Origin of the sequence: Loigolactobacillus zhaoyuanensis (assembly GCF_003946385.1) — a bacterium.
Lineage (GTDB): Bacteria > Bacillota > Bacilli > Lactobacillales > Lactobacillaceae > Loigolactobacillus > Loigolactobacillus zhaoyuanensis.
This window is the reverse complement of the sequence record NZ_RHOE01000048.1, coordinates 1-19,428: the sequence shown is the minus strand read 5'-3', so window position 1 is coordinate 19,428 and position 19,428 is coordinate 1. Positions and strand designations below refer to the sequence as shown.

Below are 19,428 nucleotides of genomic sequence, written 5' to 3'. Positions count from 1 at the left end.
TCCAAGGAATCCAAGACGCGCTTAACCACCGGCCACGTCGGAGCTTGAACTACAACTGCGCCAGTGAACTATTCATTGATTTAGATGATTAACTATACCAATTTATAAGAATAGGTCGATACTGTTGCACTTGATTTGACAATTTGGGGTTTTCTTTTTTTAAACAATTCACGAACATCTCGTGAACCTTTTTGGAAATGACATCCGGTGTAGTGACGTAAATCTTTGTTGATGCTAAGTCGGAATGAGTAAGTGCTTCGGAGATGTCTTCAAAAGAAGCGCCATCCTCACGAGCAAGTGTACCAAGAGTGTGGCGCTCGTGTTTTGGTCATGGTATCTACGAATCAACAGTTCAAGAAAAGTAAGTAAAGCAATATTCAGTTGTCAAAGGGCGTGCAGCTTATATCATCTGCTCGCTATATACATACAAATAAAAGATGAAGCCAAAAAAGCAAATTAATCAAAAAAGATTAACTTGCTTCATCGTAGTTCTATAGATACCGTTCTAAATTAAATTTGTAGCCGGTACGAATGAAATATTCACTTAATATTTGATAATGATCCTCGTCAAATTTAAATTGACCCCAACAGGTGATGCTGATAATTAATGGCTGAAATTCTGTCAATAACTGTGTCCTGGCCAGTGGATCACCTTGCGCGGCTGTTTGAAAATTGTCAGAATGTGAGGTTACCTGAAATTATTAATAGCGTGGGTATCATCCCAATTTAGCTATTAAATGTTGTGGGGGAGAGTTGGCCCAACTTGTTTGAACTTTTAAGTGCTCAAAAACCATGTTATTAATAGGAACGCTTAGCTCAAGTCAGTCATCTCAAATTCGGCCGTTGTTTTGTTCTTTAAAGTAAAGGAGATAACTAAGCAAATAACTGAAATTCCAGTGGCCGCAATGAATCCCCAATGGTAACCAATTGTTAAACCTAATTTTCCTGATTGATTAGATAATTGGGTACCAAATGAAGAAATAGTTACGATTAATGCTGTGCCAAGGGAGGAGGCTACTTGCCGAACTGTTGATGCAACGGTGTTACCATGTACTAGCAATTCCGTTGGTAGGGCATTGATGCCGGAAGTTAAGACTTGCATTGATACCATACTAAGGCCGGCCATACGTAAAGTGTAACAGATGCCAATTAGCAAATAACTTGTACTTTCGTTAAAGAAAATCATTGGGATCGTTGTGATTACAGTTACAGCAAAGCCCACAATTGCCATCAGTTTAATGCCATATTTATCAAAGAGTTTGCCTGAAATTGGTGCGATAGCCATAGTGGCAATTGCTCCTGGCATTAGTAACAGACCAGTGGTCAATGCAGAAGCGCCATGAACGTTCTGTATATATAGCGGTAATAGTAATTCAGCACCGAGCATTGCGACATTTGAAAGAGCCGCTAACAATGCTGTTTTACTAAATGACTTAGATTTAAAAACACGTATTTCTAGAAATGGTTCAGTTAAATGAAGCTGGTGTTGGATAAACCAAATGATTGCGATCAGGCCAACAAGAATCATCAAATAGGCAAAAGTATCACCAAATTCACTAAAGCCGTAAAGTAGTGACCCTAAACCAATTGATGAAAGTAGTAAGGACGGCCAATCTAATTTGATTGGTTTAGTTTTAGTAACATTTTTGACAAAAAAAACGGCTAAAATAATAATGATCACTGCCAATGGTGTGATTACGTGAAATAGAGCACGCCATGAATAGTGGTTCAATATCCAACCAGCGATGGTGGGACCGAGTGCAGGGCCTAAGATAACGACAACCCCGGATATTCCCATCGCGAACCCACGCTTTTCAACTTGAAAAATTAACATTAGCACATTAACAGTTAGTGGCATGCTGATACCAACTGAAATGGCCTGAACCATTCGACCTAATAATAAAATTGAAAAGTTTGGTGCAAATCCAGCAATAACCGTCCCAGATAAAAACAACGTAAGTGTGAAAACGAAAAGTGGTTTAAGTTTAAAGCGATCCATGAAATAAGCAGTTGCTGGCATCATGATACCAACTACTAAAATATAACCAGTGGTTAACCATTGGGCAGTGGATTGTGAAATATTAAAGGCACGCATAATTGTTGGCAGTGCATTATTCATAATAGTTTCAGTTAGTGATGATAAAAAGCTTCCCAATAAAATGACTATGATAAATGTATAATCGCTAGCAGTTAATTTTTTGTTATTTTCCATATATACCTCCATTAAGTACAAACAGCTTACCGGTAGATGCTCACCAGTAAGCTGTTTGTAGTGTTGTGAAAAATCTAATCTGCGCTTAACGCATCAATTGGGTTTAGCGATGCCGCATGACGTGAAGGTAATAATGCAGCAATCAGTGAGATAATCAAGGCGATAATGAATGTTGAAACGACATTCATCAAACTAATTTGCACGAAGCTGTAAGCGGCGATTGGCTGTAGAACGGCATTAGCGACAGCACCAATTCCAAAGGCCAATCCTGTTCCTAAAACAGCACTCAATACGCCGATGACTAATGACTCGCTGATAAACAGACGGCGAATATCACGTTTGCTTTCTCCTAGAGCACGAAGAATACCAATTTCTTTAGTTCGTGCACTGACTGACATATACATTGTCACAATGATCATTAATGCAGAAACAACTAATGAAATACCAGCAATCACTGCCAATACAGTTGAAGCAAGACTAACGTATGTTTGAATTATATCGATCATACTAGCAATCGAAGAAGAACTATATAGACGTTTGTCATTGGACTTGATTTTGTTGATTTTTTTGTTGACGGCTTTGACATTATCTAAATGATCAATTTTAACTGCTAATGAAGTTGGCGTTGTATCAACATTTGCCGACTTCATTGCGTCAGTAAGAGTGGCTGTGTTGATGATATTGATTCCTTGCATGCCAGCACTGTTGCTGCCGATCCCAGCAACTTTTGCTGAAAAATTAACAGTTACTTTCTTACCAGAATCATCTAATGTTGTGTAGCTAAGATTGACGGTTTCACCGATCAAATCTTTATAACTGTCATTAGTAATTTTTTTAGCAATGGCATCTTTATCTAAAATAATTTCACCTTTACCTGGTTTGTGACCAAAATCAATTGATGATTCAGTTGAGGCCTTGGTCCAGTTAGATAGCGAGGAAATTGTGGCCGATTTATCACCATTTTTTACCGTAACATTGCTGGCCGTAAAACTTTTTTGAACAGAGTTAACATGTTTAACATCGTCGATTTGATTAATTTGTTTGGTGCTAAAAGTTGGTTTTTTGGTCATTGCTGAACTTGTTAGCGCCGCCGCCATTGGATTGTCATCACCACCAGGAGTAGGGGTAGATGTTGTTTTCTTTTGATAGCGTGAAACGGTAATAACTTGTGGATTAGCCATATCAGTGACCTGCTTATTGATATAACCACTGATTCCGTTACCTAGACCAGAAAATAAAATAACAGCGAACAAACCAATTGCCGTTCCAATAACGATTAGTGAATTACGCCAAAAGTTAAATTTAAGGTGTTTGATGGCGGTTATAACACTAACGGACGCAGGTAATAGTCGCGATTTGATTGGCGAAGGTGTTGTTTGCGGTTTGTAAGCTTCATGCAAACGCCGATTGTCATCAATTTTTCCGTCAGCCAAGTGAACAATTCGTGTTCCAGTATCCGCAACAGCCTGAGAATGAGTTACGGTAATGACTAAGCGACCTTCAGCGGCAATATCATTCAATATTTGCAGTACTTCTGCAGTATTCTGTGAATCTAGCGCGCCCGTTGGCTCATCGGCAATGATCACTTTTGGATCACTGGCTAGTGCCCGTGCAATTGCCACTCGCTGCTTTTGCCCACCCGATAATTGATTAGGGTACTTTTTAGCTTGGTCTGATAGACCTACTCGCTTTAACAGGTCTAATGCACGTGTTTCTCTTTCAGACTTAGTTAAAGTTGTCATGTCCAATGAAATTAGAACGTTGTCGAGTACGCTTAAATGACTGATCAAATTATACGCTTGATAGATATAGCCGATCGTATCACGTCGATAAGCATCCAAGGCTTTTTCGTCTTTGTGATCTAGACTTTTCCCATCGATTGTTACTTCGCCCTCAAACTCACGGTCAAGGCCCCCAATGATATTCATTAAAGTAGACTTACCACCACCTGATTCACCTAGAATAGAGACAAATTCGCCTAGTTCAAAGTCTAGGTCAATTCCGTTTAGTACTGGAAACTCTTCTTTACCCAAGAAATACGATTTATGAATGTTGCTTAATTTTAAAAATGGCATGTAATCCCTCCAAAAAAAGTTTAACAAAATTAAAAATGTTTAATTTGTTTATGGATATGAGAATACACTGATTGAAACTGGATGTCAATAAAAAGTTTAATATATTTTTTTATATTTAATTTATTTTGCTGCAAACTATTCATTATGCTAGAATGGAAAAGGTGATTCAAACGAATTAAAGAAAAGGGTGAAACTATGAAACGTGATTTAAAAAAGGAACTTAATCGGAAGAAAATTGTTGCTGCAGCCTATCAATTGATGACAAAAAAAGGGATTCAAAAAACAAGTGTTAAAGAAGTTAGTGAACTATCAGGTATTTCGTTTGTCACGATGTACAAATATTTTGAAAATAAAGAAGAATTAGCTGAGGCAGTATCACTTCGTTTTTTTAAAGAAAATTCTCAAGATTTACAGGCAATTGCTGAAGACGATTCACTTGATTTTCTGCTAAAACTTCAGAGACTTGGAATGAAAGCTAAACAGATTCGTCAGACCTTATCACCAGAAATCAATGATGAATTTATGCGATCATTTAGCGAATCTAAAGCTGTTCAAGCGTATGCTAAGGAATGGAATAGTAAATTTTGGCAACTGATGATCAAGTCAGGTCGAGAATCAGGCGTGATAAATAGTGGCGTCTCAGATGAGGTGATCGGTTTGTTTGCAAACATGTTTACACAGTATGTTTCCACTCACGTCAACGATCCTAAATTGATGCCACAGTTTGAAAAGCTGTTTATGTATGGCATTTCTGGCAATCAGTAAAAATTAAAGGAGTGATTTTTTGATATTAGAGCATAGAAATTTAATGAACTTTAAAAAATTAGATGCTGATTTTAAACAGGCACCCAAAAGGCCTGAAATTAAGGAGATGCAGAATTTGGCCCGCTTTTACCAATTGTGTCAATCTGGGGCAAATGAAATCGGTACTAAACTAGAAAATTTAGATGCTGAATTTCAAGTTAATTACGACCATAATCCGATTCATCATATGGAAGAACGTATGAAAGATGTTCAAAGTTTAATGCAAAAACTAATTCGAAAGGATTTGGAACTTTCAGTTGATAATATTCAAAAAAATATATTTGATATTGCCGGTATAAGAGTAGTTACAAACTATATTGATGATGTTTATTTAATTGAAGAAATGCTTTTGAGTCAGACTGATATTACTTTGGTTAGGCGTAAAGATTATATTTCCAAACCAAAGTCAAGTGGATATCGTAGCTTGCATATTGTGGTTTCAGTACCAGTTTTTCAGTCTAAAGGTAGTCAATCTGTAAATGTTGAAATTCAAATTAGAACAGTCGGTATGGATATGTGGGCCAGTTTAGAACATAAATTAAGATATAAAACAGATATGACTAGTAATCTAGTTGAACAGTATGGTAATGAGTTAAGCGGATACGCAGATGAATTATCAAATATCGAAAATAAGATGCAACATATTTATAAGCAATTGAACGATTATAAGGGTTAACCCAAAAATATCACTGAAAATAATGAATATACAATGAACGATAGGAGCTTTATCTAATGAAATACACAATTACCGGTGCAACTGGGCACCTAGGCAGTATCGTAACGCAAGACATGATCAAGTTAGCGGGTGCTAATAGGATTCGTGCTGCTGTTCATACGCCTACCAAAGCGACTCACCTGACTGAACAAGGGGTCGAAGTGGTTAAAACTGATTATTTAGATATCGAGACAATGACGAATTCTTTTAAAGATACGGACGTCTTGATCTATATTCCGAGTAAAACTTATGACCTCCTGCAACGTGTGACTGAATTTGAAAATACTTTGGTCGCCATGAAACAAGCTAACGTGACGGAAATTGTTTTTGTCAGTTTTTACGCCGACCAAGAAAATAATCCATTTACAATGTCGGCTTATTATGGGTATGTTCCACGCCGACTGGCCGCCTCAGGTCTTAAATATGCTGTGATCAAAAATTCGCTATATGCTGACCCATTGATTCCTTACTTGCCAGAATTAATCGAGCGAGGGCATTTGATTTATCCAGTTGGTCAGGAAGCTTTGTCTTTTATTACCCAAGATGATAGTGCAGCAGCAATTGCTAATTTAGCAGTAAAGCCTGAATTACGAAATAATGGTCAGGTGTACACGGTAACGCAGCAGCAAAATTACACGATGAACGAATTAGGTAAGATCATGACCGAAGTGACCGGCAAGCCAATTGGTTATGCACCAGTTTCAGTCACCGATTTTGCTGCTATCTATGCTGCTGAAGGCGATGGCGCTGAGTTAGGTTCAATGTATCAAGCTGGTGCCATGGGATTGATGGATATTGTGACTACCGACTTTAAAAAAATCACCGGACATGATCCTGAACCAATGAATGAGTTTTTAACGGCACACTATCATGAAGATTGATAAATAATTATAAAAAATCTTGTTGATAGTTCGCGCTGCACAGCACGGCGGGGCGAGTTGGCTAGCATCATTATTGCGATATTGGGCAAAGTCATTAAAGTTATATTAGCCATTTGAATCAATCCAGCAGCATCTTAGTGCCGGAAAGAATGTTATTGAAAGGGAAGCGGTTGTAGTATTTGAGATGCAAGATTATGGCTAATAGGAAACTCAAAGAGTCTTGAATCACTTTATCCGTTTTTTACTCACTGTGTGTTATAATTTGAGTAGAAAACGGATTTTTGTATTGAGGTGAAATAAATGAGTCAACAAGATGAAATCATTGAGTACTTGAATAAGAATGGTGGTCAAATTACATCTAAAACTGTTCATTCAATGGGTATCTCACCTAGAGTGTTACGTAATATGTATGCTCATGGACAGCTTGAAAGATTGGCACCAGGTGTTTATATTGATCCACTTGAGTTTGGCGACGATATTGCTGCACTACAATATAGTCTTTCAAAAGGTATTTTTTTCAAGGATACAGCACTTTTTCTTTATGGAATGATTGATCGAACGCCAAGTACCTATGAAATGAACTTTCCGCTGCCATACGCATACAGTACTAAAACCGATGTACCAATCAAGATTTATCGACAAAAAAAGGAACTTTATGAAATTGGTATAACGACAATTAAAACTCCTGGTGGACATCTAGTTAAGGTTTACGATGTTGAGCGTACCTTGTGTGATATCTTACGAACGCGAGACAGGTCTGATGCCGAGACGATTAAACAAGCAATGAATAGTTACGCCCATCGGAAAGGAAAGAATCTCCGCCAATTAATGGAGTACGCAAGAACATTTAGAGTAGAAGAAGAGATTAGAACGTATATGGAGGTCCTACTGTGAAACTTGAATTTACTGACCAGAAGCAATTTCTGGCTAGAATCAGAAAGTTGGCAAAAGAAAGAAAAATCACACCACAAATTATGCTGCAGGAGATTGTTTTGGATGATCTGATTGATCGAATCTCTAATTCGCCTTACCAAAATAATCTTGTACTAAAAGGTGGTTTCTTGATTGCATCACTAATTGGTACCGACACTCGCTCAACACGGGATATTGATACCTTAATTGTTGGTTTACCAGTGACGGAAGATAAGATGAAAAGTGTGTTTCAAGAAATCTGTGACATTGAATTACCAGAAGATATAATCAAACTATCAATTGTAAGGATTGGTGAAATTAGGGAAGATGATGAGTATTCTGGTTACCGGATTCATATCCGTGCACAAGTCTATACCACACGAGTTGATGTTAAGATTGACATATCAACTGGAGATGTTATTACTGAGCGCGCCATCCAATACGGGCATAAAATGATCCTTGAGGATCGGACAGTTCAAATTATGGCGTACACAGTTGAAACCATCATTGCTGAAAAGTTGGAGACGATTGTTAGCCGGGCTGATGCTAATACACGATTGAAGGATTTTTACGATTTATTTTTGCTCGATCATCAGGATAAGACTGAAATAAGGTTGGATGTATTAAAAAAGGCAATACAAGCAACTTCTGCAAAAAGAGAAACAACTAATCAATTAGGTACCTATATTTCAACATTAACAGCTCTTAAAGCAAGTCCAAGTCTTCAAAGATTATGGATTGCTTATCAAAAGCCCAATGAGTATGCACACGGGATTGATTTTGGAGCTACGTGTGATGCGGCGATTGACCTTATTAAGAAGTCTGGACTTGAGCAACAGATATGATTTTGTAGCTAATGATATTGATTTTAAAAAGTTAGGAGTAGATAAAATGACACTCGACTATGCACATCCAATAGAACGATATGATCAGTCAAAATATGAAGAAAATATTGATGCCGAACAAGCAAAGGAATTGGTTCGTAATGGTTATAATCAGCACGCATTTATCTGTAATGCTCAAAACGTATTAGGTAGTGAAAAATGTGAATGTCAGGTAATGCTTGCTGCCCCATGGAGTAGCAAGGTTCCATCTTACTTTAAAACTATGCCAGGTAAGGTGCACACATGTAATATCAAGCAAGAAACACAAGCGCAGGCTACGAGAAATCATGAACAAGATCGAAAATATAAGTCAGGAGAAACCTTCCTAAACTTTTTTAAAAGTACCTTGGATGAAGAAAAACAGAAAAAGACGGATTTATTTGGTGGTTTAAAGGGCGAAGAAATTGTTGGAAAAGGGCAGTCTAAAACTCATGCTAATTCTAATACGACTAACAAAATAATTACCCGCCGATCTGGTTTAAAAACGTTGAGAGCTGTCATTAATAATAGATACACAAAACAGCCACTTGACAACGGTAAAATGGTTGACCTAAATAGTCTTTTTCATAAATTAGAAGACGCTAAAAATGAATATGCTTTACCTGATCCACGTTTGATAAATGTCTGGTATGGCAATATTCAAATTTATGAGTTGAAACGAAAGGATAACAGAGGAGATCAATATTTTCTTTATAAATTACTTGTTGTCTATCAAAAGATTGAGAACCGAAATATTTCAGTACTTATGAACGAAAAACAGATTGAAGAGCTTTTACCAGATTTTAAAAAGTTTATTTCCAGTGGAAGGAAAGATGATTCGAAAAAAGTTCGCCATACCCTGCACCTTTTTACAACGGAACGGCCTATAACTGTTAATGATAAATACGAGGATGTTCGAATTGATCCTAAATGGAGAAATTTAAGTTCAAGGATGTATATACAGAAGCCTAAAACAACAGTTTAATATTGCAACATGATCTTATAGACTAGAAAACTTATTTAGTTTTTTGTAATCGAAACTTCATTGTACGCTTGAGCAATCTTACCAAGAAAATCATAGCCTTTCGATACTAACGGCGTGTAAAACTCACTAATAACGCCGATACCAGTATCCACAAAATCATAACCTTGGATCGGTTTTAGGAAGAAATCTTTATCGGTTTCACCAAACATCATGGTATAACCAAGGTCCGACATTCGACCAAGTGCTGCGCGGAACATAAACTGATCACGAATACCATCAACTAAATATTTTGCATCAGGACGTTGGCAAGCTAAGATAAGGAAGAATCCTGCTTGATGACCAAGCATAACGATTTATGTAAGCATACTCATGGCTTGTACAGCTTCACGTCCAATCATACCCATGAAAGCCACATACTCATCAAAAACTAGAAAATGGGTGGGAAGTCCAAGCGCAGCATAGTTATTGCCCGTTTGGTAACTAAAAAGGCCATGAAACTATTCTTATAATCATCAGAAAAATAAAAGAGTAGGCTTCCTGCGTGACTTGTCCCAAAGTATCATGCCCAATCATTAAATTGTCCATTGTAGTCAAAATTGCATTAAGCTTAATAAGGCAATCGTAAGGGCAGTTAAAATAATTTTCAAGATATTTTTTAAACATGGCGTAACTATTTATTAATGGCGTCTATTTTTTTGGTTCTTTATCAGTAATCAATAAGAATTGAAGACTGTCATCTGCTCTTTAGTTTGCTTAAAAGTACAATTCAACATCTAAAATTCATTGAGAATTATATTTCCTTTTATACTGCAATGGCGTAGAACCGATGATCTGACGAAATACGCGGTAAAAATAACTTTGATCCGAGAAACAGAGATAATTACTTATTTCTGCAATTGTCATATTGGTATTTTGTAAAAGATTTTGAGCCTCTTCAATTTTACAGCGATTAATAAAAGTGCTCAGTGTAAAACCGAGTTCTTTTTTAAATTTACTGGAGACATAGGAAAGACTTTTACCGACAAAGTGCGCGACATCAGAAACGGTGATCGGCGTATTGATTGATTGCCGCGCGTATTGAATACAATTCGTGATTAGTGGTGAGGTTGTCGCTGGAATCTTGATGGCTTGCAATCTCTTGGAATAATCAATGTAGGCGTTAATAATCAGTGTCGTTAATTCTTTCGTATTCATTGCACAATCAATTCCCTGTAAATAAATATCACTTAAGCGCAGGGCAGTATCGATATCCATGCCCTTCTTGATCACGAAGCGCGTAATAACCGTAATCACAACGATGCCCGACATCTTTTGCTGCGACATCGGTGTTGTGCCAATGTTGGGAATGGGAAGATCGGATCGTAGGGCATGCTGATGTAACTTATTTAGATTTCCAGTTTCGATATAGTGAAGGAGCAACTGTTCAGCCTGATAAGCACTTGTAAAAGACTGCTTAATTTCAGTGCTACTTGTCGAGTTGATATAAAACCTCGATTGACTGTAAAAATTAGTGGTGCTATTGTCTGGAATTAAAAAATTCAAAAGGGTTTTATCGGATATTTCTTCTTGGTTGATTTGATAGTTTAAGAATTTTAGAATGTGGAGAAACTGTTGAATAGGCATGGGGGGAATACGATTAATCGCTGTTTGGATCGACTCAAAAGATCGGTTGGGAATGATGTGTTCTTTCATAAAAATGCGAATTTCCTGATCATCTAACGGTATGGAAAGCGCTGGACCAAGTAACAAGAAATTCCCTGATTTTTTATCTTTGATGCAACCCCAGCTTAAAAATTGCTGATCTGTTATCAAGGCGACATCGAGTTTGGTATCGAAGAGGGGGGTGCTGATTTCATTGAAAATATTTTGATCGATATCTTGTGGATGTAGGGATTGAAATTGGAATTGCGAATCGTAGCAGCAGACGGGAATTCGATAAGAATCATAAAACAACTGACAGTATGTTTTTAACTCAGCAAGTTTCATGAAATACCTCCACAACAAATAAATATCGTAAAACAAAAGATTATACAATTAAATAATACAATACTTGGGTCACTGATTTGGCACCAGATACTGACTTAGAAACTAATTCCGGTAAATAGTTTTATGACTACCAGCTAAGTGCTGATAGTTTTTTTATTATTCCACTTCAGCATAATAAAACGCCAAATACGATTTGTAGCGCTAAGCACCACCGCTTATACTGAACTAGTAAGCTTAATTCAGGAGGTAAAAATAATATGGCAGATAAATATGATTTAAGAAGTGTTTTGGCTGAGCTCAAGCAATTGCCTGGCCAATACCATGAAACCGACGTTGAAGTTGATCCTGAAGCAGAACTGTCCGGGGTTTATCGCTATATTGGTGCTGGTGGTACAGTACAGCGGCCAACCACAGAAGGGCCAGCAATGATGTTCAATAATGTTAAAGGGTTCGCCCAAACACGCGTATTGATTGGTTTGATGGCTAGTCGTAAACGCGTTGGCGCTATGTTCCACCACGATTATAAAACGTTAGGTCAATTTTTGAACGAGTCTGTATCTAATCCAGTTTGGCCACAAATTGTCACAGAAGCTGAAGCACCTGCGCATGAGGTTATTCATCGGGCAACCGATGCTGATTTTGATATTCGTAAGTTAGTGGCCGCACCGACTAATACGCCGCAAGATGCAGGTCCTTATATTACCGTCGGTGTTGTTCTAGGCTCGAGTATGGATAAGTCTAAAAGCGACGTAACAATTCACCGGATGGTCTTGGAAGATAAAGACAAAATCGGTATCTATATTATGCCTGGTGGGCGCCATATCGGTGCTTTCGCCGAAGAGTATGAAAAAGCCAATCAGCCAATGCCGATCACTATTAGTATTGGTTTAGATCCAGCCATCACGATCGGTGCTACTTTTGAACCACCGACCACACCATTTGGTTATAACGAATTAGGTGTTGCTGGCGCGATCCGCCAACAACCAGTTGATCTAGTTAAAGGGGTGACTGTGGACGAAAATGCGATCGCTCGTTCAGAATATACTCTAGAAGGCTATATCATGCCCAATGAACGCATCCAAGAAGATATTAATACACATACCGGTAAGGCCATGCCTGAGTTCCCTGGTTACGACGGTGACGCTAATCCAGCTTTGCAAGTGATCAAAGTTACGGCAGTGACTCATCGTAAAGACAATCCGATCATGCAGTCGGTGATTGGTCCTAGTGAAGAACACGTCAGTATGGCCGGTATTCCGACTGAAGCTAGTATTCTACAATTAGTTGACCGTGCGATTCCAGGTAAGGTTTTGAACGTTTATAATCCGCCAGCTGGTGGTGGAAAGCTAATGTCAATTTTACAGATTCACAAGGAAAGTGAAGCCGATGAAGGCATTCAACGGCAAGCAGCGTTATTGGCGTTTTCCGCTTTTAAAGAGCTGAAGACAGTGATTTTGGTAGATGATGATGTGGATATCTTTGATATGAATGATGTCATTTGGACGATGAATACGCGTTTCCAAGCCGACCAAGACTTAATGGTCTTGCCAGGGATGCGCAATCATCCCTTAGATCCATCAGAACGGCCACAATATGATCCTAAATCAATTCGTTTCCGCGGCATGTCGTCTAAGTTAGTTATTGATGGCACTGTACCGTTTGATATGAAAGATCAATTTGAACGTGCTCAGTTTATGGAAGTTAAAGACTGGGAGAAATATCTTAAATAAATTTATTTAGAATGTAAACACCAAAAAAAGCTGTTGCAGGATTAACTGCAACAGCTTTTTTGCAACGCCACTCATTTGTGGTCTAATTCTTCGCTAACGTAGCCTTTATCCTCATCTTCGTGGGCGCTATCTTTATTCTCATCATAAAGTAAGTGATCTAAATGACTTTCTTCTTGATCATTGTTTTCATTTGGATTAGGCACTGAATCCGGGGTAGCCTCAGGTGATTTCTCACCAGGTTCCATTGGATTATCGTTTTGTTCATCGTAGCTCATGTTGCTGTCAGCAGCGCCACTACGCTGTTCATCTTGCTGAAAATTATCTTTGATCTGGTCATCATCATGCATAAAGGTCACTTCCTTAGTTAGTTTTGAGTACAACTTCACTATATAAGCTAACTTGGCGTGCTGCAACTTTGATGCGTATTGGTGGCTCTCAGTCGGTGGCTTTGTTACGCTAAAAGTAAACCGGGAGGCGTTGAACATGGATCTTACAACTTTAGCGCAACAATTGGCGGCCCGCCAGCTGACTTTGACCAGTGCTGAAAGCTTAACTAGTGGGACCTTTCAAAGTCAGTTAGCCGCAACACCGCAAGCTAGTGCTATTTATCCAGGCGGCTTCATCACCTATGCCAGTAGTGCTAAAACTAAAATTCTTGGTGTGTCGGCTGATTTGATCGATCAATTTGGCGTCGTCAGTCCAGAAGTTGCTACTAGTATGGCATTGCAGGCACGTAAAATTGCCGCTACTGATTTTGCATTAGCCTTTACCGGTGCGGCAGGGCCAGATGCGCTAGATGGGGTAGCAGTGGGAACGGTTTGTGTCGGTTTAGCCGGTCCCAAAATTCAGTTGGCTAAGACGTATCATTTCAATGGCGATGCTGAAACGGTGATGGCGCAGAGCTGCCAGGCAGGCGTTGATCTATTGGCGCAGTATCTGCGCTGAGATCATAAATGATCCTGAGATTTTCCGTTCGCATCTTACGGCTAATTCTTGTACAATTGGCGGTAAGGATGTGGTGTAAGTGTCACTTTGGAAAAAGTTTTTGGCCAACATTGAGTTGCGCCGAATTGTTGTCTTACTTTTAATTATGACGGTACTTTTTTTGGCTCGCAGCATGATGAGTATTATATTATTAACCTTTATTTTCACGTTTCTTGTGTTACAACTGGTTAAATTTATTCACCGGTGGGTCAAAATTCCGGCACCGCTGATCGTGATCGTGGTGTACGCATTGGCTATTTTTCTACTCTACTCAGCAATTACCAAATATCTACCGGTGATTGCGGCGCAGACGGCTAAAATGATCGATTCAGTCTATAAGTTCTATCAGAACCCGGACTATAATACGAATCAAGTTTTTAAATGGATCAACAGTTACATTAAAACGTCAGATTTGATGCCGCAATTTAAGGGTGGTATTGCGATGGCGCTAACTTATTTATCCAGTATTGGTACGATGGGCTTAACTTTCTTCTTATCACTAGTCCTAAGCTTCTTCTTTACTGTGGAAAGCCAACGGATGTTCAAATTCTCGCGCCTATTTCTGACTAGTCATTATGCTTGGTTTTTTCAGGATATTTATTTCTTTGCCAAAAAGTTTGTTAATACATTTGGCGTCGTCATCGAAGCTCAGGTTTTTATTGCTTTAGTGAATACGATCATCACCACAATTTTTCTTAGTATCATGAAAATGCCACAGTTGCCCAGCTTGGCGATCATGATTTTCTTGCTAAGCATGATCCCTGTGGCCGGCGTGATCATTTCGTGTGTACCGTTAGCGCTGATTGGCTATTCAGTGGGTGGTATTCAAGACGTTGCTTATATCTTATTGCTGATCCTGCTGATTCACACATTGGAAACCTACGTGTTAAACCCACAGTTCATGTCAAGCCGAACTAAGCTACCAATTTTTTACACGTTTATCGTCTTATTTATCGGTGAGCGCTTATTCGGTACTTGGGGCCTGATCGTCGGTATTCCGATTTTCACATTCTTCCTCGACATTCTCGGCGTTAAGTCAATTAGTACTGAAAAATTAAAATCAGATAAGAATTGACTTCATAGAGGATTTGTTCTATTATAAGCAGTAATCAATAAAATAGCTTTGACGAGAAGAGTAATTTAACTGATTTTTTAGCGAGCCTGATCTTAGTGAAAGCAGGTAAAATTTAGTTAGATGAAGATGAGCTCCGAGCTGGCGTGGGTCATGATGGCTACGCGTCCGGATTTGCAAACGATAACTTGCAGCACATTGATCGATGTGACAAAGGCTGTTGCTGTGAGGCAATGGCGAATTTAGGTGGTAACACGAAAGTTAAAGCTCTCGTCCTAGTACAGATAAACTGTACAGGCGGGGGCTTTTTTGTCGGGTTACATATGGAAGGATGGTCGTTAGAATGAAATTATCAACCACAGAATTTATTGAAAAGTACGCTGTTGAGCGGGCCGGAACGAACTCATTGAAGTGGGATGCTCTAGATCAACGTTACGGTGATCCTGATCTGATTGCAATGTGGGTTGCGGATATGGAATTTAAAGTTCCAGAAGCAGTGACAGTGGCTTTAACTAAGCGAGTTAATCATGGGGTTTACGGCTATTCTTACACACCAGATTCGTACTATGAAGCTTACTTTAACTGGCAGCAACAACACCACAATATTAAGTTAGAAAAAGACTGGCTGCGCTTTGATACTGGCGTCGTCAATTCAATTTACGGCTTGGTCAACACCTTTACTAAGCCACAAGATGCCGTCTTGATCTTAACGCCAGTTTACTATCCATTCCACAATGCAGTTCTGGATAATCACCGCCAGCTAGTGACTTCAGAGTTAGTTAATAATGATGGCCACTATACAATTGATTTCAATGACATTGAAGCTAAAATCGTTGCTAACCAAGTTAAATTGTTGATTCAATGTTCGCCGCATAATCCAGTTGGCCGCGTGTGGACTGAAGCAGAATTGAAACAATTGCTGGAGATCTGTCAACGGCACCACGTCTTAGTGATCTCCGACGAAATTCATCAAGATATTATTATCGGCAAACGACCATTCGTTTCAGCACTAAATGTAGCTCATGGTCGCTACCGCAATAACTTGATCGTCGTCACTGCACCGTCCAAAACGTTTAACTTGGCGGCAATGCTCAATTCTCACGTGATCATTCCTAGTGAAGACTTGCGCGCTCGCTATGATAAATTACACAAACAGATCAACCAAACTGAAGTTAGTGTACTAGGTCAGGTGGCCGCCGAAGCAGCCTATCGCGATGGCAGTGAATGGTTGGCGCAACTGTTAAATGTGGTCCGTAGTAATTACGATTACCTGCGGACTGAATTAGCGGCTAAAGCACCCGCAATTAAGGTAGCTGAGCTGGAAGGCACTTACTTAGCTTGGTTAGATCTACGCGTGGTAGTGCCAACTGATTTAACTAAAGAATTCATTCAAAATGACTGCCACTTAGCCGTTGACTTTGGTCAATGGTTCAGTAAAAATGATGCCGGCTTCGTCCGCTTAAACTTAGCTACCGAACCGAAATATGTTCATGCGGCAGTGGCTAATATCATTACTAGTTTAGCCAAAATTAATGAAACACGCGCCATAAGCGTAACAAAATAAAGCCTAAAATACCGCCAATGAAAATAATGCCCAGCCCACCATGCAAAATGGCAAGGCTGGAATTTTGATTTACTGCCTGGCGTAATGGCTGGCTAGTGGCGTAGATGATGAAATAAAGTAGCGCCAACGCCCAGATAAGATAACTAATTTTACGCAAATAAATTCACTCCTTAAGCTTTTAAGTTCAGTTTACGGGAAGTCACCACTGAATCAAAGTGATTTTTTGAAAATAGTTATGAAAAAAGCGCTAACAGATTAGATTTTTTACCGTATCCAGTGTACAATGAATAAGAAATAAATTAAAAGTGAGGTAGTCCACCATATGGCTAAATTAGTTTTTATCCGTCACGGTCAAAGTGAATGGAACTTATCCAACCAATTTACAGGTTGGGTCGATGTTGATTTAAGTGAAGAAGGCGTACGCCAAGCCCAAAACGCTGGTGCTTTATTGAAAAAAGAAGGCATCGAATTTGATCAAGCTTATACTTCTGTATTGACTCGTGCCATCAAAACTTTGCATTACGCATTGGAAGGCTCCGACCAATTATGGATCCCAGAAACTAAAACTTGGCGTTTAAACGAACGTCATTACGGCGCATTACAAGGCCAAAACAAAGCCGAAGCAGCTGAAAAGTGGGGCGACGAACAAGTTCATATCTGGCGTCGTTCATACGATACTTTGCCACCATTATTGGATGCAAATGACGAAGGTTCAGCAGCACAAGATCGTCGCTACGCTGACTTAGACCCACGCGCTATCCCAGGCGGCGAAAACTTGAAAGTTACTTTGGAACGCGTTATCCCATTCTGGGAAGACGAGATCGCACCTAAGTTACTTGATGGCAAAAACGTCATCATCGCCGCACATGGTAACTCATTGCGCGCCTTGACTAAGTACATCGAAAACATCTCTGATGAAGACATCATGGGCGTTGAAATGGCAACTGGTGAACCAGTTGTTTATGACTTAGACGACAAATTAAACGTTGTTAGCAAGAAGAAATTAGGCTAATAATCGCATGGAATAGGCACTCCTTAGTGATAGGGAATGTCTATTTTTATACACTTTTTTTAGGCATTCGGGCGCTACTTGGACGCTAGCTGGACACTACCAGCTAAGGTTTTGGCAAATTGATAGGTGAGTATTGGTGATTTTGTTGCGGGTGACTTTTTGCTGAGGAAAAAGTTTTATTTTTGCACGCTGTTGATGCCTAATATGCCTGTTGGTTTGGAGCTAACGTTAGATAGTCTACGATGAAAATGACACTAGTTGGCACGAAGTTAGGATACTAATCTGGAACGTTTTGATGTACATACCCCATTGCCCCTCTTTCCCCCAAGATAACTACTGGAAATTGTTAGCAGATATTCAGTACTAATTACTGAACATAGCCTTATAACGGCTGATGGCTGTAATCTCATGTAAAGAGGGGCATAAGGATGACCACAACAGAAGTATTACGCAATTTCAACTTAAGCTACGATGTTTTGTTGGGACAAGTTCAGCGCCGTAACTTACCATTTGAGCTTGGCTATCCAGCAATCCAATTTCTTGTAACTTGTGCAAACTGTACTGAACCAGTTAGGGGGACCGATATTGTAGCTGTTTTACAGTTAGATTCGAGTTATGCCAGTCGTTTAGTAAAGCAGTTAGTTACAACCGGCTATCTTACAACCAAATCAGTGAGTACTGATGGTCGGGCTAAAGAACTTGTTGTGACACCAGTTGGGCAAGAATTAATTACGGCTTATTTGCACTATGTTGATAAAAAAGTGGCAGCATACCTGATTCAGTTAAGTGTTAATGAATTGGAACAGTTACAACAATCGATTGAAACCCTACAAAAAATAGTTCTATTTTCAACGTGAACAGTTATTTAGTGGACGTTAGCCGATAACGTTCTAAAAAAGCAATTGGATATATGTCGAATAAAAGCTCACAAGAAGGCAAAGCGCGCTGGGACTTCGCAATTTCTACCTGTGTTCTCTTTATTGGTTGATGGGTTAACAGATGCAACTAATAACTTAACGAGTATCAAAGAAATGCTGACCTTGGCAGATCATATACTGGGCCTAACACATTGAACATTGCATCAGAGGAATCTGCGGCCACTTATTACTTTACGGGCAAAATATTTTATTATAACTATACACTTAAAGATTTTCAGGATTTATATAAGCAGTTTGTACGGGCTTTATGCAAGCAGAGTATTGTATCAAAGCGAATTTATATCGGTTACGACGAACAGTCCTTTTGGGATTTTAAAATCAATTTTGACATGATTGTTTCAGCCCAAAAGATTAAATTTTCTGAGTATGGCGCCGATTGAGTGATTCAACGTATCATAATTAATAGACCTAATCACCGTTGTATAGATGATTAGGTCTATTTTATTGCGTGTAGAGGGATCAAGGGGGACGTTGGGGCTAACAATTTCGGCGATGAAAGTTCACCTTATGGAATTGCAACGACTCAAATTATAAGCATATATTATTTCCCCAAATTGTCAAATCAAGTGCAACAGTATCGACCTATTCTTATAAATTGGTATAGTTAATCATCTAAATCAATGAATAGTTCACTGGCGCAGTTGTAGTTCAAGCTCCGACGTGGCCGGTGGTTAAGCGCGTCTTGGATTCCTTGG

General features: G+C 39.0%; 17 protein-coding genes and 1 pseudogene. 12 read left to right on the top strand and 6 right to left on the bottom strand.

Features of this window, described 5'->3' with window-relative positions:
* Nucleotides 1-811: 811 nt before the first annotated feature.
* Nucleotides 812-2,212, bottom strand: a complete 1,401-nt coding sequence (locus EKM76_RS09580) for an MDR family MFS transporter (protein ID WP_164507630.1) — start codon at nt 2,210-2,212, stop codon at nt 812-814.
* A 74-nt stretch (nt 2,213-2,286) separates the two neighbouring features.
* Nucleotides 2,287-4,287 (bottom strand): ABC transporter ATP-binding protein/permease, encoded by a 2,001-nt coding sequence (locus tag EKM76_RS09575; RefSeq protein WP_125550452.1) that lies wholly within the window; start codon nt 4,285-4,287, stop codon nt 2,287-2,289.
* Between the two features lie 195 nt (nt 4,288-4,482).
* Here EKM76_RS09575 and EKM76_RS09570 point away from each other — a divergent pair, with 195 nt between their 5' ends.
* The 6 genes from EKM76_RS09570 to EKM76_RS09545 all read left to right on the top strand — a co-directional run bounded on the left by EKM76_RS09570 (nt 4,483) and on the right by EKM76_RS09545 (nt 9,447).
* Entirely contained in the window at nt 4,483-5,052 is a 570-nt protein-coding gene (locus EKM76_RS09570) for a TetR/AcrR family transcriptional regulator (protein WP_125550451.1), read from the top strand.
* 19 nt (nt 5,053-5,071) lie between these two features.
* Entirely contained in the window at nt 5,072-5,767 is a 696-nt protein-coding gene (locus EKM76_RS09565) for a GTP pyrophosphokinase (RefSeq protein ID WP_125550450.1), read from the top strand.
* 56 nt (nt 5,768-5,823) lie between these two features.
* On the top strand, nt 5,824-6,687 hold the full coding sequence (locus tag EKM76_RS09560; protein WP_125550449.1) for an NmrA family NAD(P)-binding protein: 864 nt from the start codon (nt 5,824-5,826) through the stop codon (nt 6,685-6,687).
* Nucleotides 6,688-6,987: 300 nt separating this feature from the next.
* Nucleotides 6,988-7,581, top strand: coding sequence for a type IV toxin-antitoxin system AbiEi family antitoxin domain-containing protein (locus tag EKM76_RS09555; RefSeq protein ID WP_125550448.1), 594 nt, complete (start codon nt 6,988-6,990; stop codon nt 7,579-7,581).
* Nucleotides 7,578-8,444, top strand: coding sequence for a nucleotidyl transferase AbiEii/AbiGii toxin family protein (locus EKM76_RS09550; protein WP_125550447.1), 867 nt, complete (start codon nt 7,578-7,580; stop codon nt 8,442-8,444). The genes EKM76_RS09555 and EKM76_RS09550 overlap by 4 nt, the downstream gene beginning before the upstream one ends.
* Entirely contained in the window at nt 8,428-9,447 is a 1,020-nt protein-coding gene (locus EKM76_RS09545) for a hypothetical protein (RefSeq protein WP_164507629.1), read from the top strand. Before EKM76_RS09550 ends, EKM76_RS09545 begins: the two co-directional genes overlap by 17 nt.
* A 35-nt stretch (nt 9,448-9,482) precedes the next feature.
* On the opposite strand, the pseudogene EKM76_RS09540 reads toward EKM76_RS09545, so the two are convergent.
* Both EKM76_RS09540 and EKM76_RS09535 read right to left on the bottom strand, forming a co-directional pair.
* A pseudogene (locus EKM76_RS09540) lies at nt 9,483-9,926 on the bottom strand (ATP-binding protein); the annotation flags it as partial.
* A 301-nt stretch (nt 9,927-10,227) separates the two neighbouring features.
* Nucleotides 10,228-11,433 (bottom strand): helix-turn-helix domain-containing protein, encoded by a 1,206-nt coding sequence (locus tag EKM76_RS09535; protein WP_125550445.1) that lies wholly within the window; start codon nt 11,431-11,433, stop codon nt 10,228-10,230.
* A 257-nt stretch (nt 11,434-11,690) separates the two neighbouring features.
* Between EKM76_RS09535 and EKM76_RS09530 the strand changes: the two genes are divergently transcribed.
* On the top strand, nt 11,691-13,163 hold the full coding sequence (locus EKM76_RS09530) for a UbiD family decarboxylase (protein WP_125550444.1): 1,473 nt from the start codon (nt 11,691-11,693) through the stop codon (nt 13,161-13,163).
* 71 nt (nt 13,164-13,234) lie between these two features.
* Here the strand turns inward: EKM76_RS09530 and EKM76_RS09525 are convergent, their stop codons facing one another.
* The gene (locus tag EKM76_RS09525) at nt 13,235-13,510 is read right to left on the bottom strand and encodes a hypothetical protein (RefSeq protein WP_125550443.1); all 276 of its coding nucleotides are present in this window, start codon (nt 13,508-13,510) and stop codon (nt 13,235-13,237) included.
* Between the two features lie 136 nt (nt 13,511-13,646).
* Between EKM76_RS09525 and EKM76_RS09520 the strand changes: the two genes are divergently transcribed.
* From EKM76_RS09520 to EKM76_RS09510, 3 genes are all read left to right on the top strand, one after another.
* Complete coding sequence (locus EKM76_RS09520) at nt 13,647-14,108, top strand: CinA family protein (RefSeq protein ID WP_125550442.1); 462 nt, start codon at nt 13,647-13,649, stop codon at nt 14,106-14,108.
* A 79-nt stretch (nt 14,109-14,187) separates the two neighbouring features.
* Nucleotides 14,188-15,222, top strand: coding sequence for an AI-2E family transporter (locus EKM76_RS09515; protein ID WP_125550441.1), 1,035 nt, complete (start codon nt 14,188-14,190; stop codon nt 15,220-15,222).
* A 340-nt stretch (nt 15,223-15,562) separates the two neighbouring features.
* Nucleotides 15,563-16,783, top strand: coding sequence for a MalY/PatB family protein (locus EKM76_RS09510; protein ID WP_125550440.1), 1,221 nt, complete (start codon nt 15,563-15,565; stop codon nt 16,781-16,783).
* Here EKM76_RS09510 and EKM76_RS09505 read toward each other — a convergent pair.
* A complete protein-coding gene (locus EKM76_RS09505; RefSeq protein WP_125550439.1) occupies nt 16,749-16,940 on the bottom strand; it encodes a hypothetical protein in 192 nt (63 codons plus the stop codon). The genes EKM76_RS09510 and EKM76_RS09505 overlap by 35 nt on opposite strands.
* Nucleotides 16,941-17,105: 165 nt before the next feature.
* Here EKM76_RS09505 and EKM76_RS09500 point away from each other — a divergent pair, with 165 nt between their 5' ends.
* Both EKM76_RS09500 and EKM76_RS09495 read left to right on the top strand, forming a co-directional pair.
* Nucleotides 17,106-17,795, top strand: coding sequence for a 2,3-diphosphoglycerate-dependent phosphoglycerate mutase (locus EKM76_RS09500; RefSeq protein WP_125550438.1), 690 nt, complete (start codon nt 17,106-17,108; stop codon nt 17,793-17,795).
* 428 nt (nt 17,796-18,223) lie between these two features.
* Nucleotides 18,224-18,652, top strand: a complete 429-nt coding sequence (locus EKM76_RS09495) for a MarR family winged helix-turn-helix transcriptional regulator (RefSeq protein ID WP_125550437.1) — start codon at nt 18,224-18,226, stop codon at nt 18,650-18,652.
* The last annotated feature ends 776 nt before the right edge of the window (nt 18,653-19,428 follow it).